This window comes from Kocuria sp. MNB10, assembly GCF_054073685.1.
Window position 1 is genome coordinate 2,089,856 of record NZ_CM133411.1, and the last position, 23,608, is coordinate 2,113,463.

23 protein-coding genes, 1 tRNA gene and 1 pseudogene are annotated in these 23,608 nt (G+C 69.5%); 10 read left to right on the forward strand and 15 right to left on the reverse strand.

Features of this window, described 5'->3' with window-relative positions; genetic code table 11:
- Positions 1–69 precede the first annotated feature (69 nt).
- From ACW9PK_RS09450 to ACW9PK_RS09465, 4 genes and pseudogenes are all read left to right on the forward strand, one after another.
- Positions 70–1,095 (forward strand): hypothetical protein, encoded by a 1,026-nt coding sequence (locus ACW9PK_RS09450; RefSeq protein ID WP_457015652.1) that lies wholly within the window; start codon positions 70–72, stop codon positions 1,093–1,095.
- A complete protein-coding gene (locus tag ACW9PK_RS09455) occupies positions 1,092–2,315 on the forward strand; it encodes a glycosyltransferase family 2 protein (RefSeq protein ID WP_457015654.1) in 1,224 nt (407 codons plus the stop codon). Before ACW9PK_RS09450 ends, ACW9PK_RS09455 begins: the two co-directional genes overlap by 4 nt.
- A complete protein-coding gene (locus ACW9PK_RS09460) occupies positions 2,305–3,810 on the forward strand; it encodes a WcbI family polysaccharide biosynthesis putative acetyltransferase (RefSeq protein ID WP_457015655.1) in 1,506 nt (501 codons plus the stop codon). Before ACW9PK_RS09455 ends, ACW9PK_RS09460 begins: the two co-directional genes overlap by 11 nt.
- Before the next feature lie 64 nt (positions 3,811–3,874).
- Positions 3,875–3,997 (forward strand): annotated as a pseudogene (locus tag ACW9PK_RS09465) (M20/M25/M40 family metallo-hydrolase); the annotation flags it as partial.
- Between the two features lie 84 nt (positions 3,998–4,081).
- Here ACW9PK_RS09465 and ACW9PK_RS09470 read toward each other — a convergent pair.
- From ACW9PK_RS09470 to ACW9PK_RS09495, 6 genes are all read right to left on the reverse strand, one after another.
- Positions 4,082–5,311 carry an amidohydrolase family protein gene (locus ACW9PK_RS09470; RefSeq protein WP_457015656.1) on the reverse strand — a complete coding sequence of 410 codons (1,230 nt, stop codon included), beginning with the start codon at positions 5,309–5,311 and terminating at the stop codon, positions 4,082–4,084.
- Positions 5,312–5,345: 34 nt separating this feature from the next.
- Complete coding sequence (locus ACW9PK_RS09475) at positions 5,346–6,278, reverse strand: cation diffusion facilitator family transporter (protein ID WP_457015657.1); 933 nt, start codon at positions 6,276–6,278, stop codon at positions 5,346–5,348.
- Entirely contained in the window at positions 6,278–6,706 is a 429-nt protein-coding gene (locus ACW9PK_RS09480; protein WP_457015659.1) for an ArsR/SmtB family transcription factor, read from the reverse strand. Before ACW9PK_RS09480 ends, ACW9PK_RS09475 begins: the two co-directional genes overlap by 1 nt.
- Before the next feature lie 389 nt (positions 6,707–7,095).
- The gene (locus ACW9PK_RS09485) at positions 7,096–7,737 is read right to left on the reverse strand and encodes a pyroglutamyl-peptidase I family protein (protein ID WP_457015660.1); all 642 of its coding nucleotides are present in this window, start codon (positions 7,735–7,737) and stop codon (positions 7,096–7,098) included.
- 27 nt (positions 7,738–7,764) lie between these two features.
- Entirely contained in the window at positions 7,765–8,115 is a 351-nt protein-coding gene (locus ACW9PK_RS09490; RefSeq protein ID WP_457015661.1) for a DUF2200 domain-containing protein, read from the reverse strand.
- A 199-nt stretch (positions 8,116–8,314) separates the two neighbouring features.
- Positions 8,315–8,387 (reverse strand) — tRNA-Ala (locus ACW9PK_RS09495).
- A 146-nt stretch (positions 8,388–8,533) separates the two neighbouring features.
- Here ACW9PK_RS09495 and ACW9PK_RS09500 point away from each other — a divergent pair.
- Complete coding sequence (locus tag ACW9PK_RS09500) at positions 8,534–9,301, forward strand: LysR substrate-binding domain-containing protein (RefSeq protein WP_457015663.1); 768 nt, start codon at positions 8,534–8,536, stop codon at positions 9,299–9,301.
- 10 nt (positions 9,302–9,311) lie between these two features.
- On the opposite strand, the gene ACW9PK_RS09505 is transcribed toward ACW9PK_RS09500, so the two are convergent.
- Together ACW9PK_RS09505 and corA are read right to left on the reverse strand one after the other, a co-directional pair.
- Positions 9,312–10,388 (reverse strand): mechanosensitive ion channel family protein, encoded by a 1,077-nt coding sequence (locus tag ACW9PK_RS09505; RefSeq protein ID WP_193518857.1) that lies wholly within the window; start codon positions 10,386–10,388, stop codon positions 9,312–9,314.
- A gap of 170 nt (positions 10,389–10,558) precedes the next feature.
- Positions 10,559–11,596, reverse strand: a complete 1,038-nt coding sequence (corA, locus tag ACW9PK_RS09510) for a magnesium/cobalt transporter CorA (RefSeq protein WP_457015664.1) — start codon at positions 11,594–11,596, stop codon at positions 10,559–10,561.
- Between the two features lie 120 nt (positions 11,597–11,716).
- Here corA and ACW9PK_RS09515 point away from each other — a divergent pair, with 120 nt between their 5' ends.
- From ACW9PK_RS09515 to ACW9PK_RS09525, 3 genes are all read left to right on the forward strand, one after another.
- Positions 11,717–12,235, forward strand: coding sequence for an NUDIX hydrolase (locus tag ACW9PK_RS09515; RefSeq protein ID WP_457015666.1), 519 nt, complete (start codon positions 11,717–11,719; stop codon positions 12,233–12,235).
- Complete coding sequence (locus tag ACW9PK_RS09520) at positions 12,232–13,287, forward strand: glycine betaine ABC transporter substrate-binding protein (protein ID WP_457015667.1); 1,056 nt, start codon at positions 12,232–12,234, stop codon at positions 13,285–13,287. The genes ACW9PK_RS09515 and ACW9PK_RS09520 overlap by 4 nt, the downstream gene beginning before the upstream one ends.
- A 122-nt stretch (positions 13,288–13,409) precedes the next feature.
- Positions 13,410–14,627, forward strand: a complete 1,218-nt coding sequence (locus ACW9PK_RS09525; RefSeq protein ID WP_457015669.1) for a pyridoxal phosphate-dependent aminotransferase — start codon at positions 13,410–13,412, stop codon at positions 14,625–14,627.
- A gap of 117 nt (positions 14,628–14,744) precedes the next feature.
- On the opposite strand, the gene ACW9PK_RS09530 is transcribed toward ACW9PK_RS09525, so the two are convergent.
- Both ACW9PK_RS09530 and xseA read right to left on the reverse strand, forming a co-directional pair.
- Positions 14,745–14,966: an exodeoxyribonuclease VII small subunit gene (locus ACW9PK_RS09530; RefSeq protein WP_457017197.1), complete on the reverse strand. Its 222-nt coding sequence runs from the start codon at positions 14,964–14,966 to the stop codon at positions 14,745–14,747.
- A gap of 136 nt (positions 14,967–15,102) precedes the next feature.
- Positions 15,103–16,395: an exodeoxyribonuclease VII large subunit gene (xseA, locus tag ACW9PK_RS09535; RefSeq protein WP_457015671.1), complete on the reverse strand. Its 1,293-nt coding sequence runs from the start codon at positions 16,393–16,395 to the stop codon at positions 15,103–15,105.
- Positions 16,396–16,453: 58 nt separating this feature from the next.
- Between xseA and ACW9PK_RS09540 the strand changes: the two genes are divergently transcribed.
- Both ACW9PK_RS09540 and ACW9PK_RS09545 read left to right on the forward strand, forming a co-directional pair.
- Complete coding sequence (locus ACW9PK_RS09540; RefSeq protein WP_457015672.1) at positions 16,454–17,359, forward strand: hypothetical protein; 906 nt, start codon at positions 16,454–16,456, stop codon at positions 17,357–17,359.
- A 4-nt stretch (positions 17,360–17,363) separates the two neighbouring features.
- A complete protein-coding gene (locus tag ACW9PK_RS09545; protein ID WP_457015674.1) occupies positions 17,364–18,446 on the forward strand; it encodes a 4-hydroxy-3-methylbut-2-enyl diphosphate reductase in 1,083 nt (360 codons plus the stop codon).
- A gap of 147 nt (positions 18,447–18,593) precedes the next feature.
- Here ACW9PK_RS09545 and ACW9PK_RS09550 read toward each other — a convergent pair whose 3' ends face one another.
- The 5 genes from ACW9PK_RS09550 to ACW9PK_RS09570 are packed head-to-tail and all read right to left on the reverse strand — an operon-like array spanning position 18,594 to position 23,521.
- Positions 18,594–19,796, reverse strand: coding sequence for a DNA recombination protein RmuC (locus ACW9PK_RS09550; protein WP_457015675.1), 1,203 nt, complete (start codon positions 19,794–19,796; stop codon positions 18,594–18,596).
- A 54-nt stretch (positions 19,797–19,850) separates the two neighbouring features.
- Positions 19,851–20,462, reverse strand: coding sequence for a response regulator transcription factor (locus ACW9PK_RS09555; RefSeq protein ID WP_035965940.1), 612 nt, complete (start codon positions 20,460–20,462; stop codon positions 19,851–19,853).
- The gene (locus ACW9PK_RS09560; RefSeq protein ID WP_457015676.1) at positions 20,459–21,802 is read right to left on the reverse strand and encodes a sensor histidine kinase; all 1,344 of its coding nucleotides are present in this window, start codon (positions 21,800–21,802) and stop codon (positions 20,459–20,461) included. The genes ACW9PK_RS09555 and ACW9PK_RS09560 overlap by 4 nt, the downstream gene beginning before the upstream one ends.
- A complete protein-coding gene (locus ACW9PK_RS09565) occupies positions 21,799–22,560 on the reverse strand; it encodes an ABC transporter permease (protein ID WP_064847293.1) in 762 nt (253 codons plus the stop codon). Before ACW9PK_RS09565 ends, ACW9PK_RS09560 begins: the two co-directional genes overlap by 4 nt.
- 43 nt (positions 22,561–22,603) lie before the next feature.
- On the reverse strand, positions 22,604–23,521 hold the full coding sequence (locus tag ACW9PK_RS09570; protein WP_457015678.1) for an ABC transporter ATP-binding protein: 918 nt from the start codon (positions 23,519–23,521) through the stop codon (positions 22,604–22,606).
- Between the last annotated feature and the right edge of the window lie 87 nt (positions 23,522–23,608).

The following is a 23,608-nucleotide window of genomic DNA, read 5'->3' on the forward strand; positions in this document are numbered from 1 at the left end:
AATCCACGTGTTGTTCCGGGACACAGATGTTGGGGGCCGGATGGATGGCCGGGTCGATACAGTGGGGCGGTGACAGTTCCCCTCCTCGCCTGTGTGGGCCCGGCCCAGCACGGTGTCCGCATGCATGCCGAGGCACTCGCGCGGCACACCCCGGAAGCCCGATCGGTGTCCGGCACGGTCGACGAACTCCTGCCCGACCTGTTCCGCGACGACGCCCCCGTGCACCTGCACTTCACCGACCGCGTGTTCGGCGATTCCGCCACGGCCGCCGCGGACACGATCGCCCGGTTGACTCGGGTCCGGCCCGTCTCGGTGACCCTGCACGACATTCCCCAGCCGTCGGACGGCCACGCCTTCGAGGCGCGACGTGCCGCCTATGCGCGCGTCGCGGACCTCGCGCGCACCGTGATCGTGAGCAGCGCGTCGGAACGTCGCCAGCTCGAGCGGTTCGTCGCAGCCGATGTCACCGCCGTTTTCGTGGACCCGCTGCCCATCGATCCGCCGGAGCCGGGGGAGTGGGCGGCCGCGCGACGTCATCCGGCGAACGGCACTCCGAGCGTGGCGATGCTCGGCTTCCTGTATCCGGGCAAGGGCCACGACCGTGTGGTCGCGGCCCTCGAAGGTGTGCGTACCCCGGTTGACGTCGTGGCACTGGGCCGCCCCTCGGACGGTCACGACGACCTCGTCCCGGCCCTGGACGCCGCGGCCCGCGCGCTCGGGCACTCGTTCAGCGCCACGGGATTCCTGCCCGACGCCGCCCTGACCCGCGCCGCGCAAGAGGTTACGGTCCCGGTGGTCGCACCGTCCCACGTCTCGGCCTCCGGATCGGTAGGCCGGTGGATCGCGAGCGGACGCAAACCCCTCGTGACGCCCCACCCGTTCTTCGAGGAACTCGCGGCGCGGGCCCCATGGGCGCTTACGCTCACCGATGACCTCCCGACGGCGCTTGCTCGCGCACTCGAGGATCCCGCCGCCACGTGGATCGATCCCGCCGCGTGGGATGTGACTCAGGTCCCCGGCACGGCTGCTGCCGCCGCAATGCAATGGGAGCGGATCACGGGGGATCGACTCACACCTCGGCGAGGTGCGCTGTGAGCGCGCCGTCGATGAGCGTCATCGTCCCGTACTTCGAGAACCAGCGCGGCCTGGATCGCCTGCTCGCCGCATTGGCGCAGCAGGACCACCCGGTAGAAGAGTTGGAGGTTGTGGTCGCCGACGACGGCTCCGCAGAGGCCCCCGCGATCCCGCCCGTCCCGTTCACATGCACCGTGGTGCGCCAGGAGGACCGGGGCTTCCGCGCGGGGGCGGCGCGCAATCTCGGGGCGCGCACTGCGCGGGGTGATGTGCTCGTGTTCCTGGACGGGGACATGATCCCCGAGCCGGGGTTCGTCTCCGCGATGCTCACCGGGCTCACCCGTGCGGATGACGGCCACGGCGCGCTCGCGGTGGGCGCTCGCCATCACGCGGCGCTCGACGGCCTCAACGTGCCCGCCGTGCTGCGCTGGGTCGCGGGCGAGGACGTCCCCGGCGCACGTCGGCTGCAGGATCCCGTGTGGCTCGCGGACGGCTACGCCCGCACGGCGGATCTGGCGGACGCGGGGACCGAGGACTTCCGGCTCGTGATCAGCGCGCTGCTTGCGATGGACCGCGCACTCTTCGAGCGCTGCGGTGGCTTCGACGAGACCCTCGTGGGCTACGGCGGCGAGGACTGGGACCTGGCGTACCGCTGCTGGCAAGCAGGGGCGCGCTTCACCCACGTACCGGGGGCCGGGGCGTGGCACGACGGTCCCGACCTCGCCGGCCGCAGTGCCACGCGCGCGGTCAAGGACGCCGAAACTCTCGCCCTCGCCCGGCGGATCCCACTGCGCAGCACGCGCGGGTCGGGTGTCGCGTTCGGCCAACCGTGGGCGGTCGTGCAAGTGCACGGGCACGACGACACCGCCGAGGCCTACCTCACCGCCGCCCACGTCCTGCGCGACACGGATGCTGGGGTGTGGTTCGTGGACCGCGCGGAGGTCCCGGACGCGCTCGCCGAGGACCCCCGGATCCGGATCGGTGCACCACCGCAGAACGTGCTCGACCGGGCCGTGGTCCTCGCCGATGTCCACGCGCCCCTCACTCTGGACGTGCCCCTGCGTCGGTGGTGCGAGCGCGGGGAAACTCATGTGCCGGGGTTGCTCACGGTGCGTTCCGTGCGTGCCGTGAACCGGGCAGAATCGAATCCGGTGGACGTGGACCCGGACGATCCGCAGGTCCCGGTCCACGCCGCGGACACCGCACGACGACTCGAGGACAGGGTGGGACATGACCACTGAACCGACGAACGACGCACACATCGCGGGCCGCCGGGTGCACTACGGGGACTTCTACGGGCTCAACGAGCTCCCCGACGTCCCGCTGTTCGCGGTGTACGGCAACTGTCAGGCCGAGTCCCTGCGCGTCCTGCTCCACGGCGCCCTGGCCGGTGAGTGGCACGGGGTGCGCTTGCCGCCCGTGCACGAGTTGACCGAGCAGGACCTGCCCCACTTGCATACCCTGCTGCCGCGGCTCTCGCTGTTCGTGACCCAGCCCGTGGCGGCCGGATACCGCGGCCTGCCCCTGGGCAACAACGACGTCCTCCCGCGCTTGGCCGACGACGCCCGGATCGTGCGCATCCCGGTGATGCGCTGGACCGCGCTCATGCCCACGCTTGCGATCGTGCGGGCCCCGGGCGTGGGGGACCCTCCCGTGGCCCCGTACCACGACCTGCGGGTGCTGACCGCCGCGGCCCGGGGTGAGTCCACGGTGGAGCTGACCCGCCCGACCCCGGAGGCAGTGTGGGCGGCACGGGAAGAGTCGCTGCGACAGCTGCGAGTGCGGCAAGACGCGCACCATGCCCTCGATGCCGCCTCGATCCTGGATGCCGCCGGCCCCAATGCCGTGCACGTGATCAATCACCCGGGTAACGGGGTGCTCACGGAGGTCGCTGCGGCGATCCTGGCGGAGGCCGGCCTCAGCGCGACCGTCCCCGATCCCGGGCGGGTGCTGCTGGGCGGGATCCGCGCACCGATCTACGCGAGCACGCTCGAAGCCCTCGGTCACGATCCCGACGACTTGATCGGGGGTCCGCACGACGACTGGATCATCCACGGGGAACACATCCCGGAACAAGACATCGCGGCCGAACACCTGCGCTGGTACGCCCAGAACCCTTCCGTGGTCACGGCCGGTCTGGCGCGCCACGAACAACTCATCTCCCGCCTGGGACTGGACGGGGGGGCTGCGCCGATGAGCCCGGAAAAGAAAGACGCGGCGACCGCGGCGTCGTCGGGCCCCGAACGCACTGTGGACGGGCACCACATCGTGGTCAACGGGCGCACATGGCGCGCCACGGACCCATGCATCCCTGAGAAGTTCCGGGAAGAACTCGTCCGCGAACTCATGAGCGCCCGGCGAGCCGTGAAGTCCAAGGACGAACACGCGCGCGAGCGGGTCCAGGACGCGAAGGTCGCGCTGGGGGAGCGAGGTGACCCGTGGTGGGAGACCCCCTCGGAGTCCGGGCTGCGGGAACGGCGTGCGGCCACGATCCGTGCGCTGCTGCGGCACCGAGCGGGCACGACGATCTGCCCGTCCGACGTCGCCCGGACCCTGGGCGGGGACGAATGGCGGGACGACATGCCCGGGGTGCGGGCGGTGGCCCGGGAACTGGCGGACGTGGGGGAGATCACGGTGCAGCAAAAAGGTGAGACAGTGGACATCACCACAGCCCGTGGCCCTGTCCGGCTCGCGCCGGGACCAGAACTCACGGGGATGCCGGCGGACGGGGACTGAGACCGCCCGCCCGGACCGAGGAGGCCGCGTGACGTTCCTGGACGACGCGACATCACTGCGGCCCGACCTGCACACCGCTGGTCTCGTGGGCGCGGCCACACTGCTGAGCGCTCGCCGGGACGACCTGTCGGGCCACGTCGTGTTCATGTTCCAGCCCGGCGAGGAGGGACCCGGCGGAGCGGCGCCCAGGCCGCGGCCCTCGCCGAACTCGCGTGGGAGCGTCTGGCGCGCGCCTGATGTTCCGGCCGGGGGCCGGGGCGGTGCGCCCCGCTCAGCGCACCCGTTCCCCGGCCTGCCACACCCCGCGGACCCGGCCGCGCAGTTGCGTGACGCCCTCGCGGTGGAGATCACCCTGGAGTAGGACCAGATCCGCCGTGGCGCCACGCTCGAGGTTGCCCAGGCACGGTTCCTCGATGAGCTGCGCGGCCGTGGATGTCGCGGCACGCAACGCGTGCACCGTGGACATCCCGTTGGCCGCCATGAGCTCGATCTCCTCGAGGTTCTCGCCGTGGGCGCCCACGCCCGCATCCGTGCCCATGGCGATCTTCACGCCAGCGTCGTGGGCCTTGGCCACGGACGCGCTGTGGGCTTGCGCCACGCGGCGGGCCTTCTCGACCACGCCCGGGGGCATGGGCACGCCCGCCTCGTGGGCCGTGATCACCGCGAGCGGGGCCTGCAGCGTGGGGACCAGGAAAGCGTCGTTCTCCAGGAGCAGCTCGATGGCCTCGTCGTCCAGGAAGATCCCGTGTTCCACGGATCGTGCTCCGGCGCGCAGGGCGTTCTTGATCCCGGGGGCACCCTGCGCGTGGGACATCACGTAGGCACCCTGTGCGCGGGCCTCGGTCACGATGACCTCGATCTCGTCCGGGCCGAACTGCGAGTGCTGCGGATCGTCGTCGGGGGACAACACACCGCCCGTGGAGCAGATCTTGATCTGGTCTGCACCGGCCCGCAGGATCTCGCGGGCCTTGCGCCGCACGCCGTCGGGACCGTCGGCCACGCCGTCGGGGCGGCCGGTGTGCGGCGCGAGCATGGGTGAGCACGCACCCGAGAGCAACCAGCTGTCCCCGTGGCCCCCGGTCTGGGACATGATGCTCACCGAGAGTTTCACGCGTGGTCCGCGGACCAGCCCGGTGGCCAGGGAATGCTTGAGGCCGGCGTCCGCACCGCCGGCATCGCGCACGGTGGTCACACCGGCGTCGAGCGTGCGGCGCATGTTGTCCACCGAGCGGTAGAACTGCGTGGAGAACGGTTCCGCGAAAGCCGCGAGGGACCCCGCGTTGCTCACGGTCAGGTGTACGTGACAGTCGATGAACCCCGGGGTGAGCGTGTGTCCCGAACCGTTCACCGTGCGCGTGTCCTGCGAGGCCTGGATCTCACCGTGCGATGCCACCCGCTCGATGCGTCCCTCGCGCACCAGGACGTCCCTGGTCCCGGAGTGGAAGTCCGTGCCGTCGAAGACGACGACGTCCGTGAACAGCGTGCTGGTGGGTTCCCTCATGGTGTCCTCCCGGGGTGTGGGCGTTGCGGCGGAGTCAGGCGTGCAAAACCTCGTGGGATTCCGAATCGCGAATGTCTGCCGTTTCGATCTGGAACGTGGAGTGGTGTACCGACACGTCGAAGTGTTCCGCGACACACGTCTTCACGTCCCGGAGCAAGTCTGCCGCATGCCCATCCCGGAAGCACTCGTCCTCCACGACCACGTGCGCGCTGATGGTGGGAAGGCCCGTGGCGACCGTGGAGGCGTGAACGTCGTGCACGTCCACCACGTGGTGCAGGGCCATGATGTGCTCGCGGAACAGGTCCAGATCCAGGCCGTGCGGCGTGAACTCCATGAGCACCGCTGCGGTCTCGCGCATGATCCGCACGGCGCGGGGGAGGATGAGCGCGGCGATGAACAGTGCCGCCACGGTGTCCGCGCGCTGGAACCCGGTGGTCGCGATCACCACGGCGGCGACGATCACGCCCAGCGAGCCCAGGGCGTCGTTGACGACCTCCAGGAACGCGGCACGCATGTTGAAGTTGCTCTCCCGACTCGAGGACAGCACCAGGACGGCCACTACGTTGCACGCCAACCCCACGGCACCGAAGACCAATAGCTCCGTGGGCGGTACCTCGCGCGGTTCCACGAGCCGCCGGACACCTTCCACAGCGGCGAAGATCCCCACGCCCAGCAGGAGGGTGGCCTGGCCGAGGGCCGCGATCACCTCCACGCGCCGGAAGCCCCACGTGTGCTTGGAACTGGCCGGGCGCGTCATCAGGTGCGCCGCGACGAGCGCTACGAGCAGCCCGATCGCATCCGTCAAGGCGTGAACGGTGTCGGTCAGCAGGGCCAAGCTCCCCGTGATTACCGCCCCCGCCGCCTGAGCCACGACCATCCCCGCGGTCAACCCGAAGGCCACCCGCAGTCGCCCCGGGTGTCCCGTGGCCCCCGCGTGGGTGTGCCCGTGTACGTGTCCGGCGCCCATTACTCGGCCTCCCGTCCCGACGACGCCGCCGCCCCGCCCCGCACTGCAGCGGTCCCGGTGGCGGGTCCCTGCGGGGGGTGGCGCAGGTGAGCGCACAGCACCGCGTCGGTGCCGGTGGCGTGCAGGATGCGTTCCGCGGCTGCGATCAGGGCCGCGAGTTCATGAGGGCGGGTGAGCGAGTACCACGTGGCGCGCCCCTCCGGCCGTGCCTGGATCAGGTGGCACTCCACGAGGAAGCTCAGGTGCTTGCTCACCGTGGACTGGGCCAGGCCCATGTGCTCCACGAGGTCCCGGACCCGGTGTTCCCCCGAGGCCAGGTGTTGAACCACGGCCAACCGGGTCGGTTCACTCAGCGCCTGGAACAGGTGCGCGTACGCCGCGGTGGCTCGTGCATCCAACGTGGGGAGCTCACTCACTTCAATCGTCATAGAGCGATGATATCGCTGCACACCGCATGCGGGAAAGCGTGGGACGATGTGTCGCCCTGGCCGCCGCGAACGACGCCCACCCCGCGAGCCTGCCCGGCGTCGTCGAGCTCCAGAATCCTGGCTGAGTCGCGCTCGCTGACCAGGGGAGTGCCCCCGTGGAAGGCAATGGGCCACGGCGCGTCCAAGTTTTCGGTCACGGTCCGGGGCTCACCCAACGACGACGCCGCCGCGGCCGTTTCGCTCGGGTCGGCTCGGACGTCCGGTCGCCGTTGCACGAGGTCAGAAGGAAAAGGCCGGACACAAGGAACGCGGTGGCTGCGGGACGTGATGTGGACACCATGCTGAGCTCCTTTCGGGGCCGTGGCGTGGATCCGGCCTACCGGGGCTGTTCAGGCCGACTGCGATCCTGACTCAAGGGCGACGGCGTGGACAGCGGCCGCCAGCGCGTGTGCGAGGTCATCGAAACTCAGCGCCGAATCCGCGGGGGTGTGATCCGGGTCGGTCTCGGCGCCGATCCCCGCTGATCCTCTCGACCTGACCGCGGGTACGTGGATGAACGCGGCGGGCAGATCCGTGCGGTGCAGCGCGGTCCAGAAGACGGCGTTGCACAGGAAAGCGCCTGCGTCGTCGGAGACCTCGGCCGGGATGCCCGCGTCCCGGACGGCATGGGCGAGCGCGGTAGGGTCAATGCGGGACTCGAGGCGCTCGGGACCCTCGGCGAGGGGAGCGGCGTCGCGGACCCCGCCGTCGTTGTCCGGGATGCGCCCGTGCCCCAGGTTCCTGGCCCACCGCTCAGGGGTGACGGCCGTTCGGCCGCCCGCTTCACCCACGGCCACGACCGCGTCGGGCCGGTGTTCCTCGACGGCCCGCAGCAGCGCGGGACCCGCGCCGGACCACCTGACGGGGAGGATCGCCGTGGCGATGCATACGCCGTCGCTCGGCGCGAACTCGCGGAGCATGTCGACGGCGACGCCGCTCGCGTTCTCCGTCTCTCCACCGAAGGGCTCGAAGCCGGTCACGAGGATCTTCATGGGCTCACAGTATCCGCGCGCGGCGGGTCAGCCTCGGAGGATCTTCTCCATGGCCTTGCCCTTGGCGAGCTCGTCGACGAGCTCGTCCAGGTAGCGGATCTCCCGCAGGAGGGGTTCCTCGACCTCCTCGCCGCGCACGCCGCAGACCACACCCGTGATGAGGGAACGGTTGCTGTCCATGGCAGGGGTGTCGGTGAAGAAGGTCTGGAAATCGACGTCGTTGTCGAGCTGGCTCCGCAGCTGCTCGGGGGAGTATCCGGTGAGCCAGCAGATGATCTGGTCCACCTCGTCCTTGGTGCGGCTCTTCTTCCCCGCCTTGGTCACGTAGTGCGGGTACACGCTGGCGACGCTCGTCGTGTAGCTCCGGTGCTGGGGCATGGGGCCCTTCTGCCGGGGGCAATGGGTGGCGATGCACGTGTGTCCCGAAAAAACATGTCCTTGGCGAATCGCATGTCTTCACGGGGCACAGATGTTCGCGACGGTCCGGCGGCCGCGCTCCCGACTCCATCGATTGGGAGCGCGGCGCGCGGACAGCAAAGATCCCGTGCCCTTCCGGACACGGGATCTGAGAAAAATGTGGAGCTTAGGGGAATCGAACCCCTGACCTTTTCATTGCGAACGAAACGCTCTACCAACTGAGCTAAAGCCCCGAACAACAGGGAACACTCTAGCCCTCCGCGCCGGTTTTCGCACATCCGTGCGCCACGAAGCCGCACGTATCACTCGGATGGGCCTGCACGCCCAGCTCGGACAGGCCCGGACATGGCGCACGCACGGGTGCACTTAGGGTGGGAGCATGACCGTAGCGGACACCCCGACACCCCCCTCTGAGCCCGCGGAGCCGGGCGCGTTCACCGTGGGGTACGTCCCCGGTGTCATGCCCGGCAAGTGGTTCGGCCGGTGGCGCGAGCGCAGGATGCGCCCCGAGCTGCGGGACGTCCTGGTCCCGGCCGCGGAATGGCGCTCCGCGCTCGGCGACGCCGCCGTCACCGCGTGCTTCGTCCGGCTCGGCTGGGCGCCGGGGGATCCCTCGCTCGAGGACCTGCGGGTCACCCACAACGCGGTGCACCTGTACGACGAGCTGCAGGTGGCGGTGCTGAGCACCGACGACCTCCTGACCGTCCTCGACTCCCTCACCCTGGCGCAGCTCACCGAGGAGTCCACCCCGCAAGCGCACGGCGATATCGACGACGCCGCCATGGCCGTCGAACTCGCCGCCGCCGGCGTGGGTCCCGTGGTGCTGCCGATGTCCGTGGCGCGCCTGCACGCCCGCAAGGACGTGACCTTGAGAGAACTCACGGACGCCCCCACCGTTCCCGTGGTCCTCGTGTGGCCTCGCGGCCTGGATGACGAGGGCGAGGACACGGTGCAGCGGTTCGTGGGGATCGTGCGTGGCCGTAAGGAGTCCAGTGGCAGGGAAGCGCCGCGAGACGGCGGCCGCACCAAGGATGGGGCCCATGACAGGGACAGGCGAGCGGCGTCATCGGCGGGGAAGCGTAGCGCAACGAAGCCGGGACGCGGGCGGCCCTCCCGGGGTGGGGGAGTCCGCCGGAAGCGGAGCTGACGGCCCGCGCTCAGCCGTCCCCGCGGCGTTCCGCGGACGTGGTTCCCTCGCCGGACTCGTCGCGGCTGGGGGTGCGGCCGTCCGGGGTGTGGCTGTCCACGTCCACGGGTTCGGGGCGCACCGGGGTGGTGCGCAGCTTGCCGGTCGTAGGCACACGCGGCACGGGGAAGGACGTGGTGGGTGCTTCTCCCTGTGTCTCGGGCTCGGCCCCCGTGCGCACCGTGACCTGGTTGGTCAGCGGGATGCGCAGCCCGTCCCGGTCGAGCATTTTTTTGATCCGCACCCGCATCACGCGGGCCACGTCCCACTGCTCGAGGGGAGCGGTCTTGACGGCCAACCGGATCGTGATGCTCTCACCCGAGATGTTCTCCACACCCCACACCTCGGGGTCCGCGACGATGCTGGGACCCACGTCCGGATCGTCACGCACGAGCCGGGCTTCGTGTTCGATCATGTCCGCGATCAGGTCGATGTTGGTGTCGTAGGGCACGGGGATGTCCAGGACACAGCGGGCCCAGCCCTGGGACTGATTGCCTACGCGCAGGATCTCGCCATTGCGCACGTGCCACAGGGTGCCCTTCACGTCCCGGACCTGGGTCACGCGCAACCCCACGTTCTCCACGGTGCCCACGGCCTCACCGAGATCCACGGAGTCACCGATGCCCAATTGGTCCTCCGCGACCATGAAGATCCCGGAGAGGTAGTCCTTGACCAGGGACTGCGCACCGAAGGACAGCGCCACGCCCGCGATGCCCGCGGAGGCGAGCACCGGCCCGATGTTGTACCCGAGTTCCGAGATGATCATGAGGATCGCGATCGCCCACACCGCCACGGTGGACACGGACGAGAGCACCGCCCCGATGGTCCTGGCCCGCAGGCTCTGGCGTTCGGATGCCAGCCCCGCGTCCTGCACCCAGCGGGCCTGGCCGTGGTCGAAGCGCTTGATGATCCGCGATTGGGTGCCGCGTGCAATCCCCCGGGTGATCTTGCGGATCAGCAGGCGCACGAGCGCGGAGACCACCACGGCGCCCAGCAACACGAGCACCAGGCGGAACGGTTTGTCGAGCCAGAATTCCCAGTTGTCCATCCCCGCCAGGGTAATGGCCCGGGATGCGTGCCCGCTCAACGCGGAGCGGGAGCGGCCTCCGAGAGGGCCGCCGGACGACGTCGCCCGCGGACGTCACCCGCCGACGTCGCCCCCGGACCGTCCCACCGTGCGGCCCGTCCGCGCCCCAGCGAACCGACGCGTTGCGCGCCTCACAACCAGTTCTTGACCTTGAATACCGCGTAGAGCACCACGGCCACGAGCAGCATGAGGCCCAGGGACATGGGGTAACCCAGGCGCCAGTCGAGCTCGGGCATGTGGGTGAAGTTCATGCCGTAGATCGAGCCCACGATGGACGGCGCGAAGAGGATCGCCGCCCACGAGGAGATCTTCTTCATCTGTTCGTTCTGCTGCATGGCGGCCTCGTTCTGCCGCGCCGTGGTGAGGGTGGAATCCACGCTCATGGCGTCGGTGAGCGAGGCCCGCATGGATTCGAGCTTCCCGCTGACCTGGATCACGTGATCCAGCACGTCACGCAACCGGTGCTGCAGTTCCTCGTGCGTACCGTACTTGGTGAAGCCCGTGAAGTAACGCTGCATCACGTTGCTGAGCGGGGCCACCCCGCGGTGGAAGTCGTTGATCTCCCGGGCGAGCTCGTAGATCCGTTGCGAGACGTTCGGCTGCCCGGCGAACAACGCGTCCTCGATCTCGTCGATGTCGTTCTGGAGACCGTCGAGCACGGGGAAGTAGTCGTCCACGATCTGGTCCAGCAACGCGTACAGCACGCCGTCCGGACCGAAGCACAACAGCTCCCGGTCCTCCTCGACCCGCTTACGCACCCGCCCCACGCCGCTGGACTCGGAGTGACGGATGGTGATCACGAAATGGGGTCCGGTGAAGATGTGGATCTCACCGATCTCCACGGTCTCGGTCGCGTCCTGGTAGACCGCCGGGCGGATCACGGTGAACAGCGTCTCGCCGTAGCGTTCCATCTTGGGGCGCTGGTGCGCCTGGACGGTGTCCTCGACGGCGAGCTCGTGCAGGTGGAAGTGCTCGGCGAGCGAGCGGGTCTCGTCCGGATCGGGCCGGTACAGACCGATCCACGCCACGACCGTGTCCGCGCTCTCGGACGCTGAGGGCTCCCCGGGATGCTCCAGCATCCGCTGCAGCAGGCCGTACGTCTCCTCGAGGGACCGGGGCGACTCGACCCTGCGCCCGTTACGGTAAATGGCGTTCTCCACGATGCTCACCCGGACATTATGGGCCCCGCCAGCGCGCCGCACCGACCGCACCCTGCCGCGCCCGCACCGCCCCGGGGAAACCGGTCCGCTGTCAGGGGTCACCCGGAACGCGTCAGTAGACTGGCGCTCATGAGCAAGCCGTTCGATTCCCGTGTGGGCGCCTATGCCCTGATCACCCGCGACGAGCACGTGCTGTTGACGCACTGGAACCCCCGTCACCCGGGGTTCGACGGCGCGTGGACCCTTCCCGGCGGCGGCATGGAACCGGGGGAGCAGCCGGAGCAGACCATGATCCGGGAGGTCTTCGAGGAGACCGGTTTCCACGTGGAATCGGATGGCCTGGTGGGCGTGCACAGCTACTGGATGACCCCCGAGCAGCGCCTGGACGGTCAGCCCCGTGGCAATCACGCGTGCCGCGTCCTGTACACCGCCCACATCACGGGCGGTGAGCTGGCGGTCGAGCAGAACGGTTCCTCCGACGACGCCGCGTGGTTCCCGATCGCACGCATCGACTCCCTCAAGCGCCTGGACCTCGTGGACCAGGGCCTGCGACTCGCCGGGCTCACGAGCGCCGTCACGGACCCGGACACCCCGCCCGAGGACATCCCCGAGCAGGACGTGGCCACCGAGCCCGGCCGGGACCGGTGAGTCACGGGGTGCGGCTGCGCGCCGTCGCCGCGATCGCGAGCGGCGCCCTCCTGCTGAACGCGTGCGGCGCGGGCGGCGGGACCGGCGGGCCGGACACGGAGACGGCGAGCCAGGCGGCGTCGTCGAACGCCACGGGGGAGTCCACCGTGAAGATCGCGACCGGTGTGGACCTGCAGACCCGCGTGCTGGCGCACCTGTACCAACAGCGGCTGGCCGCGGACGGGATCACCGCGAGCGTGGTGGACGTGGGGACCACGCGCGAACAGATCGTGGACGCACTGCAGGCCGGCCGCGCGACCATGGTCCCCGACTTCACCGGTGATTTGTACGTGTACGCGCGGCAGAACGAGCGGCCGGCCTCGCCGCAACCGAGTGCGAACCCCTCGTCCACGCGTTCCCCCGCCCCGGACACGGACACCCCGCGCGGGCTGCTGGACTCGCTCGGGCAGTTGCTCGGCATCACGGGGGAGACCGGGCCGTCCGACGACGACGTGTACCGCGCCCTGCCCGGGGCACTGCCGCGCGGGCTGACCGTGCTCGATTCGTCGTCCGCGCAACGTACGGACCGCGTGGTGGTCACGGCCGCGACGAACGCGCAGTACAACCTGGGGGGCCTGAACACGATCGGGGGGCACTGCCCCGAGATGGCCGTGGGGATGGCCCGGGGCTACGCGGACAGCGCCCAGGGAGAGCGCGGGCTGAAGGCCTATTACGACTGCGCTCCCAAGGCCGTGCCGGAGTTCGCTACCACCGGTGAGCTCGTGAATGCTCTGCTGAGCCACGAGGTGCAGGCCGCGGTGCTGCGTTCCTCCGAACCCGCGATCGACGACGGGCTCGTGGAACTGGACGACCCGAACCGACTGTTCCGCCCGGAGCGCGCGGTGGTGCTCAGCTCCGAGGGCATGGACGACCGGGCGGTGGCCTCGGCGAACGCGGTCTCGGCAGATCTCACGTCGGAGGACCTGACGACCATCACCCGGCTCGCGGGCGGGTCCGATCCCGCGATGAGCCCCGAACAGACGGCGACGTTCCTACGCGAGCAGCCGCGCTGACGTGATCCGAGAAGTGCTGACGTGCGACGGGAGGCAGCGCGCGACGTCGTGGGCCCTTTGAGCCGCGGAGCACCGCCGCGTGCCGACCGAATCGGGACGGGGGCGCCGAGTATGGTGACCCCATGGCAAAGGTGAAACAGTCCGACAAACTGAAGAACGTCCTCTATGACATCCGCGGGCCCGTGCTCGAGCAGGCGGAGAAGATGGAGGCCGCGGGTCAGCGCATCCTGCGCCTGAACATCGGCAACCCCGCACCCTTCGGCTTCGAGGCACCGGACGCCATCCTGGTGGACATGATCAAGAACCTGCCGAACGCGCAGGGCTACTCGGACTCCCGGGGCATCTACTCCGCGCGCACCGCGGTGGTGCAGTACTACCAGACGCGTGGGATCATGAACCTGGACACAGACGACGTCTACCTGGGCAACGGTGTCTCCGAGCTGATCACCATGACCCTGCAGGCACTGTGCAATCCGGGCGACGAGATCCTCATCCCTTCACCGGACTACCCCCTGTGGACGGCGTCGGTGGCGCTGTCCGGCGGCACGCCCGTGCATTACACGTGCGACGAGGAGAACGGGTGGAACCCGGACCTCGAGGACATGGAATCCAAGATCACCTCGCGCACCAAGGGCATCGTGATCATCAACCCCAACAACCCCACGGGTGCGGTCTACTCACGCGAGACCCTGCAGAAGATCGTGGACCTGGCCAAGGAACACGAGCTCATCCTGTTCTCGGACGAGATCTACGAGAAGATCACCTACGACGACGCCGAGATGATCAACACCGCGAGCCTCACGGGCGAGGACGTGCTGTGCCTGACGTTCTCGGGCCTGTCCAAGGCGTACCGGGTGGCCGGCTACCGCTCCGGGTGGCTCGCGATCACCGGGCCGAACTGGCGGGCGGAGTCCTACCTGGAGGGCATCAAGCTGCTCGCCAACATGCGCATGTGCGCGAACGTGCCCGCACAGCACGCGATCCAGACGGCGCTGGGTGGATACCAGTCGATCAACGACCTCATCCTCCCCGGCGGGCGGCTCAAGGCCCAGCGGGACATCGCCCACCGCAAGCTCAACGAGATCGACGGCATCACGTGCGAGCAGGCCCACGGCGCGCTCTACCTCTTCCCCAGGCTGGACGTGGAGAAGTTCGGGATCGTGGACGACGAGCGGTTCGCCCTGGACCTGCTCAAGGAACAGAAGATCCTGCTCAGCCATGGCACCGCGTTCAACTGGGGCAAGCCGGACCACTTCCGCCTGGTCACGCTGCCCGCGGTGGACATGCTGGACACCGCACTGGATCGACTCGGCGAGTTCCTCTCCGGGTACCACCAGTAGCCGGTTCCTGACCCCGACCACGGTCCGGGCAACGTCCCACCACGGGGTGACGTGGCCGGGCCGCTCCGGGAGTTTACCGGTGACCGGACTCCACTGCGTCCACCCGACGACGGCGCGTCAGTCCTCCGACGCCGCCTGCCCCCGGTTCTCCTCGCGCCGGGCGCGGGCGGCGTCGAGGCGTTCGCGGGCGCCGTCGAGCCACTGCTCGCAGCGGGTGGCGAGTGCCTCGCCCCGTTCCCACAGGTGGAGGGACTCCTCCAGCGTGGTGCCGCCCGCTTCGAGCCGGGCCACGGTCTCCACGAGCTGCTCGCGGGCCTGCTCGTAGCTCAGACCGTCCACGTCCGAGAGATCGGGGCGGGTTCCGGCCGAGCCGCCGAGGCGGGAATCGTCCTGTCCGGTGCTGTGCTGTTCGCTGCTGTTCTGCTGTGCCACGGTGTGTCCTTCCGGTGGGGTCGAGGAGATCGAAGGGCGGGGTTCAGTGGTCCCCGGGCTGGCGGTTGGTGCGGGAGGTGACATTCACCCCGAGTTCCCCGGCGGCCAGGCGCACGGTGAGGTCCTGCCCCTCGGAGACGTCGCGTGCATCGGTGAGGACCGAACCGTCCGAGGTCTGCACGACCGCGTAACCGCGCTCCAATGTCTGCTGCGGGGACAGAGCACGCACGCGGGCGCGCATCTGGGCCACCGTGTCCTGCGCTCGCACGGTCTGGGCGTTCACCGCGGACCACGCGCGCGAACGCCAGCGATCCAGGTCCTCCTCACGGACCAGGATCATGGAGTCCGGCTGGGCCAGGGAGGGCCGGGACCGCATGGTCTCGAACCCCTGGTGTTCGCGCTCGATCATGGTGGCCACGGCACGGTCCAGGGCCCCGCGCGCCTGGGCAATGCGAAGGCGTTCCTCGTGCACGTCCGGGACGATGCGTTTGCCCGCGTCCGTGGGGGTGGAGGCGCGCAGGTCCGCGACGTAATCCAGCAGCGGTTGGTCGTTCTCGTGACCGATCGCGCTTACGACCGGCGTGTGGGCGGCGAACACCGCGCGCAGCACGGATTCGTCGCTGAACGACAACAGGTCCTCGAACGCGCCCCCGCCGCGGGCGATCACGATCACGTCCACGGCATCCATGGCGTCGAGTTCCACGAGGGCTTGGACCACGGCGCGCGCCGAACCGGCTCCCTGGACCGGAACCTCGCGGATCTCGAATTGCACACCCGGCCACCGGTTGGTGGCGTTGCGCACCACGTCCTTCTCGGCATCGGAATTGCGCCCGGTGATCAACCCGACCCGGTGGGGCAGCACCGGGAGGGGTTTCTTGTGGGCGGGATCGAACAGACCCTCTTCCGCGAGCGCTCGCCGCAATCGTTCGAGGCGTTCCAGGAGGTCCCCCAGACCCACGGGGCGGATGTCCCGCCCGATCATGGACAGCCGCCCGGTCTTGACGTACAGATCCGCCTTGAGGTTGACGATCACCCGGGAGCCCCGTTCGAGGGGGCGCTCCAACCGGGACATCTCCGCCTTGAACATGGTGACGCTGACCGAGACCTCGTCGTGGAGGTCGCGCAGCGTCACGTAGGAGACGCGGGCGCGGTGGTTGACCTCGATCACCTGACCCTCGACCCAGGCCGCAGGTGCGCGTTCGACCCACCCATGCAGCCCGTACGACAGCTTGCTGAGCGGCCACGGATTCTCCGGTGTGGTGTCCCGCGCCAACCGGGGCGTCTCGGCGGGGCGTTCCGGTGCGCCGGTGTCTTCGCTCGGGGGCCACGTACTCATGGGACATAAGTATCACCCGACGGGGACACGCACAGCCGGTTGTCCGTACATTGGAGTCGTGAGCTCATCTCCGTCATCCCGTCCCGCGGCGCTGCTGCGCAGCCTGTGCGCCGCCCTGTGCGCGATCCTGGCCGGTGCGGGGTTCGCCGCGTGGCTGGGGCTGACCTGGATCCAGGACCATCTGCTCTCGCCCTCGGGGTTCCAGGACACCGCGGCGGCCGTGGTCACCGAAACGACCTTCCAGGACGAACTCGTGCGCACCGTCCTGGACCGCGCGACGTTCAACGCCCTGAGCGACGTCGAGGTCGGGATCGAACCCGTGGACCAGGCCATCGAGCGGGTCCGGGAAACGGCGGTCACCGCCGCACAGTCCTGGCTCACCGCCCCTGAGCAACAGGGGACGTGGATCCAGGTCCTGCAGGACACCCACGACGCGAACGTACCCCTGAGCGCCGATTCCGCGGACGCGCCCGAACACCTCGTGGTGGACGCCACCGCGTTGGGCGCCGCCGTGGATCACCAGGTCGAGGACGTCATCGGGATCTCCCCGGGGATCGCCCGCAACGATCTGATCATGACGGTCCCCGGTGCCGAGACCGGTCGCGTGCTGGACGCCCTCGTGTGGCTCGCGCAATGGCGATACGCCCTGCCGTGGCTCGTGGCGCTGCTCGCGGTGCTCGCCGTGGTGGTCAGCCCGCGGCGGTGGCTCGCGATCGCCGGGGTGGGCCTGGCCGGTGTGTTGTTTACAGGTGTCCTACTCGCCATGGTGCTGTGGGCCGCGAGCTCCGTGGTGGACGCGTCCGGTGTGGAACCCGTGGCGCACCTGGTCACGGAACAGATCATCACTCTGCTGCGAGAATCCTTCGTGGGACGCAGCGTCACGGGCATGATCGGTGCCGCGTGCGTGGCCCTGGTGGGTGTGATCGGCGCCGTGGTGCGCTCCCGTATGGTCACTTACCATTAAGGACATGTCCACTGTGGTTGACCTGTCCATGCCCACCGTTCCCCGGGTTCGTCGCACCCCCCAGGAAATTGCCGACGCCGCTCCGGTCACCGGAGAGCGCAAGGTCCTGTTGGCGGCGCCGCGCGGATACTGCGCGGGCGTGGATCGCGCGGTGATCGCCGTGGAGAAGGCGCTCGAGCACTACGGTGCCCCGGTGTACGTGCGCAAGGAGATCGTGCACAACAAGCACGTGGTCCAGACCCTCGAGGAGCGCGGTGCGATCTTCGTGGAGGAGACGGACGAGGTGCCTGAGGGCTCCCTGCTGGTGTTCTCCGCCCACGGGGTGTCTCCCGCCGTGGTGCAGTCCGCCCACGACCGCAACCTCCACACGATCGACGCCACGTGCCCGCTCGTGACCAAGGTGCACCGCGAAGCCGTGCGCTTCGCCAAGAGCGACTACGAGATCCTGCTCATCGGCCACGTGGGCCACGAGGAGGTCGAAGGCACGTTCGGGGAGGCCCCCGAACACATCCAGATCGTGAACTCCCCGGAGGACGTGGACAGCATCGAGGTCCAGGACCCGGACAAACTCGTGTGGCTGTCCCAGACCACGTTGAGCGTGGACGAGACCATGGAGACTGTGAACCGGCTGCGTGCCCGGTTCCCCAATATGATCGATCCCCCCAGCGACGACATCTGTTACGCAACCTCAAACCGCCAGGCGGCGATCAAGGAGATCGCCCCGCAAGCGGATCTGGTGATCGTGGTGGGCTCGGCCAACTCGTCGAACTCCGTCCGGCTCAAGGAGGTGGCCCTCGAGTACGGGGCCCGGCGCGCCGAACGCGTGGACTTCGCCCACCAGGTGGACGAGTCCTGGTTCGAGGGTGTCGCTACCGTCGGAGTGACCTCCGGTGCTTCGGTTCCCGAGGTCCTCGTGCGCCAGGTCCTGGATCTGCTCGCGGAGTACGGCTACGGGTCCGTGGTAGAAGTGGAGACCGCCCAGGAGGACATCCTGTTCTCCCTGCCCAAGGAACTGCGCGCCAAGCTGGCCCAGGACGGGGACACCTCCCGACGGCTGGGCGGCCGCGGGGCCAAGCCCACCCGCTGATCCCCCACCGCTCCGTTCGGAGCCGCTCGCGATTGCGGAGGGCCGGCCTGCGGGCTCTGCTCCCGGCGCGATCGCTGCGGAGTGACCCACCGTTCCGGCCGGACCGCTTACTGCCGCGCTCGCGCCCGGAAGGAACGCCCGCCCGCCTCAGTCCCGCACGAACTCCGTGGCCGTAACCGGACGGGGGACCGAGTCCACGGGTTTGGTGTCCAGGGCATCGGTTCCCGTGCTCGTGGGATCCAGTTCGGCGATCTTCCGGGCAGAGGGCAGCACCCGTGATTCCAGCGACCCCACGAGTTTGTTGTACCCGTCCACGGAGCGCCGCAGTGACCCGCCCATGTCGGCCAGGTGTTTGCCCACCGCGCCCATGCGGTCATACAGCTCCCGCGACAACCGGTAGAGCTCCCGCGCATTGTCCGTGAGGGTGGCCTGACGCCAGCTGAATGCCACGGCCTTGAGGGCCGCCAACAGGGACACGGGGGACACCAACGCCACGTTGTTGCGCGCGGCGTACTCCAACAGGGACGCATCCGCGTCCAGGGCCGCGGCGAGCGCGGACTCGATGGGCACGAAACACATCACGAGCTCGGGGGAGTTCTCCTCCGCGGACCAGTACCTCTTGGTGCCCAGGGTGTTCACGTGGGAGCGCAGTGCTTTGGCGTGGGCCACGAGCAACTGGGCGCGGCGCTGCTCGCTCTCCGCCGCGCCGTCCGACGCGACCGCCTGGGCGTCCAAGTACGAGTTCATGGGGGCCTTGGCATCTACCACCACGGTCTGCGCACCGGGCAGGTTGACCACCATGTCCGGTCGCTGCACGCCGCTGTCCGTGGTACGCACGGACTGCTCGGCGAAATCCACGTGCCGGGTCATGCCGGCGGCCTCCACGACGCGGCGCAACTGCATCTCACCCCACGCACCGCGCGCCGTGGTGGAACGCAGCGAGGATTCGAGCGAGCCCGTGGCCTGTAGGAGTTGCTGGTCCGTGGTGCGGGCCGCTTCCAACGCCTGGGCGACCGCGCCGAACTGCTGGGCGCGGTCCCGTTCCATCTGGTTCACGTGCCGCCCCACGGTGGAGAGTTGATCGTTGAGCGGAGCCAGGGCGCGCATCACGTTCTGGTCCTGCACCGAGCGGGCCTCGAGTGAATCCACCCGTTGTTCGAGTTGTTCGCGGGCGGAACGATCCGCGGCCGCTTCCTGTAGCGCGGTGAGTTTTTGTTCCTGGGCCTCGTCCAGCTCGGTTTCCAGTACCCTGGCCTTCCGCGAGGCCACGAGGTACCCGAGCACCCCGCCAACCACGAGCGCGAACAACGCCCACAACCACCACACCTGAGACATCACGGAACCGTCCATGGGCTCACGATGACAAGACCGTCCGACACGCACAAGCGCACGGGTGACCGCGGCTCAGATCCACCCGTTGCGCAGGGCCAGGGCCGCGGCCTCCGACCGGTTCTGCACACCCGTCTTGCCGATCGCGGAGGACAGGTGATTGCGCACGGTACCGGGGGAGAGGTGCAGGGCCGCGGCGATCCGCTTGGCGGACGCGCCGTTCGCGGCCTCGCGCAGCACGTCCTGCTCCCGCTGGGTCAGCGGGTTGGCACCGGCCACGAGTGATTCCTCCGCGAGCGCGGGGTCGATCGCGCGCAGCCCCGCATGAACGCGCCGGATGGCCTCCGCGAGCTGCTCCGCGGGCGTGTCCTTGACCACGAAGCCGCTCGCCCCGGCCTCCAAGGCGCGGCGCAGGTACCCCGGCCGGTCGAACGTGGTCACGATCAGGCACCGCGTTCCCGAGCCGCCACCCGTGATCTCCCGGGTGGCCTCGAGCCCGTCCAGCACGGGCATCTCGACGTCGAGCAGCGCCACGTCTACGTGCTGCGAGGTCACCGCGGCCACGGCCTCCCTGCCATCGCCCACCTGGGCCACCACGCGGATGTCCGGTTCCAGGTCCAGCAGAGCTGCGAGCCCGGCCCGGACGAGCGCTTGGTCGTCGGCGATCACCACGCAGATCGGATTCATGCCGGCTCCACCACGATCCGCAATCCACCGTCCGCGCCGGCCACGGGCGAAATCACGGCCAACCGCAATCCGGCGGCCTCGGCCCGTTCCCGCATGCCCCGCAGGCCATTGCCGGGTAGTCCGTTGCCGCGCAGCACGGACGACGACGCTGCTGCCGCCCCGTTCCGTACGCGTCCCGGCCCGGTGCTGTCCCCGGTCCGTCCCGACCCGGCGTCGTCGGCCGCTCCACCCGAGCCAGTGCCGGCACGCGCGGGGGACAGGACGACGTCGTCGACCAATGCGCGCGAGGCCGCGAGGGCAGGAGGGGCGGGCACGGCGTCGTCGTCTGTTCGTGCGAGGCCCACGCCGTCGTCGGTGATGGTCAACGTGGTGGGAGTTAGCGTGACCCGGCACGAGGACGCCGCGGAATGACGCACCGTGTTGGTCACGGCCTCACGCAGGATCCAGGCGAACGCGGAACGCCGTGCTGCGTCGATCGAGGGCACGGTGTCGGGCAGGTGCGGCGTGATGCCTGCCGAGCGCAAAGCGGCGCGGGCCTGGACGAGTTGGACGCTCAGCTCCGGTTCGCGCAGTTTGCCCACGGTGGAGCGCACGTCGGTGAGGGAGTCGCGGGTCAGGACCAGGACGTCGTCGAGTTCCTGGGCGGCGCGCTGCGGATCGGTGGTCAGCAGCCGCTGGGCTAGCTGGACCTTCATGGACACCACGGTGAGGGAATGGCCCAGGATGTCGTGGACGTCGCGGCCCACCGCCTCGCGCTGCCGAGCCAGCTCCAGCTCCCGCTTCAGTTCCTCCTGGACCCCGGAGCGTTCCATCATCCACCGGGAGATGAGCAGCAGGAAGACCGCGGGCAGGGTCCCGATCAGCGGCCACCCCCACTCGTGCGGCAGTCGGGCGAGCAGCCACGGGACGCTCGCCGCGAGCACCACCACCGCCGCGGAGATCAGTGAGGCCCGCATACTGAACCGGAAGATGCACACGGCCACGAAGAACGGCGCCACGTACGTGACGGCCAGCCCCGCGGCCGGCACCACGAGAGCCAGCGGCAGTAAGAGAACGAGACACCAGAACAGGGCGTTGGCCCGTTCGCTGCGGCGCGGGAACGGGTACTCGAGCAACCACGAGACCACGTAGAGTGCGGCGAACAGGCCCAGACCGGTCAGGCCCAGCGCCTTCGTGCCGCTCGAGACGGGTGCGGAGAGCACCCCGGAGGCCGGGAAGAAGAGGAAGACCAACCACACGGACGCGTAGAGGACGTCCGGCCACGTCGATGTCCCCGGGGCGGGGTCGCTCGCGCACGCGGTACCCCGGACCGCGGGGTTCTCGGAAGTCCTGGTGGTCATCGGCGGGCCGTTGCTCTTCGGGCCGCGATCAGGGCGATGGCGCCGAAGATCGCGGCCCAGACACCCACGTTGGCCAGTAGCAGCCACACGCTGTCCTGTTCGGCCGTGCCGTCCACGGCGACCACCCAGCCTTCGGTAATCGGATAGCGGGCAAGTCCCACGATCCCATACAAGGGCGTGAAGCGCGCGAAGTCCAGCAATGCACCGGACAGCGGCATGAACACGTTGCCCAGGAATGCGAGCACCACGAGCAGACCGGACGCCGCGCTCACGGCCCCGTCCGAGCGGAACAACAACCCCGCGGCCAGTCCGTAGAGCGCGAAGACCGAGGAGCTCGCCACCACGATCCCGGCGGTCGCGAACCAGCGCCAGAGGTCGTCCAGCATGGAATTGGTGAGCAGGCCGGCCAGGTACACGATGATCACCGGTATCACGGCCACGGAGACCGCCACCGTGACCTTGGTCGCGGCGTACCCGCCCGTGCCCATGGGGGTCATGGCCAATTGGCGGCCCCACCCCTGCAGCCTCTCGACCGCCGCACTGCCCGCGATGGACGTGGTGGCGGTGACGGCTCCATACGCGGCCATGGACACCATGAGGTACGCGGAGACGTTGCCGTGGCCCGAGGATTCTCCGGACCAGCCCTGGGTGACGCCGAACATGACGAACAATGCGGCGGGCAGGACGGCGATGAAGAACATGTTCGCGACGTCCCTGACCTGGCGCCAGAAATCGTGGAGTGTGTAGGTGAGGTTCATGACGGGATCCTTCGTGGGTCGGATGAGGCGGGGACGCTGCGGTTCAGTGCTCGCCAGAGCGGTTCACGAGGGCGGCGAAGGCGTCCTCGAGCCCGCCGCGAGAGATCTCCAGCTCGGTGGCCGGGGTCTCGGTGAGCAGGACGCGGGCCAGCCGGTCGGATTCCCGGGTGTGCGCGGTGACGCGGGTGCCCGCCCGATCGAGGTGCGTGACGCCGGAAAGGTCCGGCAGCGGCGTCGTCCCCGGCCAGGAGAAGGAGACGGTCTGACGGGTGGAGGCGGAACGGAAGCTGTCGAGCGTCCCGTCGTGGTGGACCATGCCGTGGTCCATGAGCACTACACGCCGCGCAAAATCCTCCGCTTCCTGCAGGTAGTGGGTGGCGAACACGACCGTGAGCCCGCGCTGGGCCTCGGCATGCATCGTGTCCCAGAACTCGGCGCGGGACTGCACGTCCATGCCCGCGGTGGGCTCGTCCAGCACGAGCAGTTCGGGGCGGGGGAGCAGGGCGAGCGCGAACCGTACGCGTTGCTGCTGACCGCCCGAGCACCTGGACACCTTGCGGTTCGCGAACTGCGCGGCTCCGGCCCGCTCGAGCACCTCGGCCACCGGCGCGTGGTCGCGGTAGAGCGAGGCGATCATGGTCACGGTCTCGCGCACGGACAGGTCCCCGAGCAGCCCGCCCGCTTGCTGCACCGCGCCGACCTTCCCGTGCGCGACGGCGACGCGCGGCGTCTCACCGCACACGCGCACCTCGCCCTCGGTGGGGTCGGTCATGCCGAGGACCATGTCCAGCAGGGTCGTCTTCCCGGCGCCGTTGGGACCGAGCAGGGCGACGACGTCGCCGCGCGGGACCCGCAGCGAGACACCCTTCACGGCGCGCACCGTTTCCCGGCGGGTGCGGAAGGACTTGACGGCGTCCGTCACGGTGATCGCGGGGGCTTCCCGGGGTGCTGTGGTGTTCATGACTCCACCCTCCCGCGGGCGGCCCGGGCCCGGAACCGTGGTTTGTCACGACGTGGGGGTGACAAGTGTCAGGGGTGGGCACTTCCG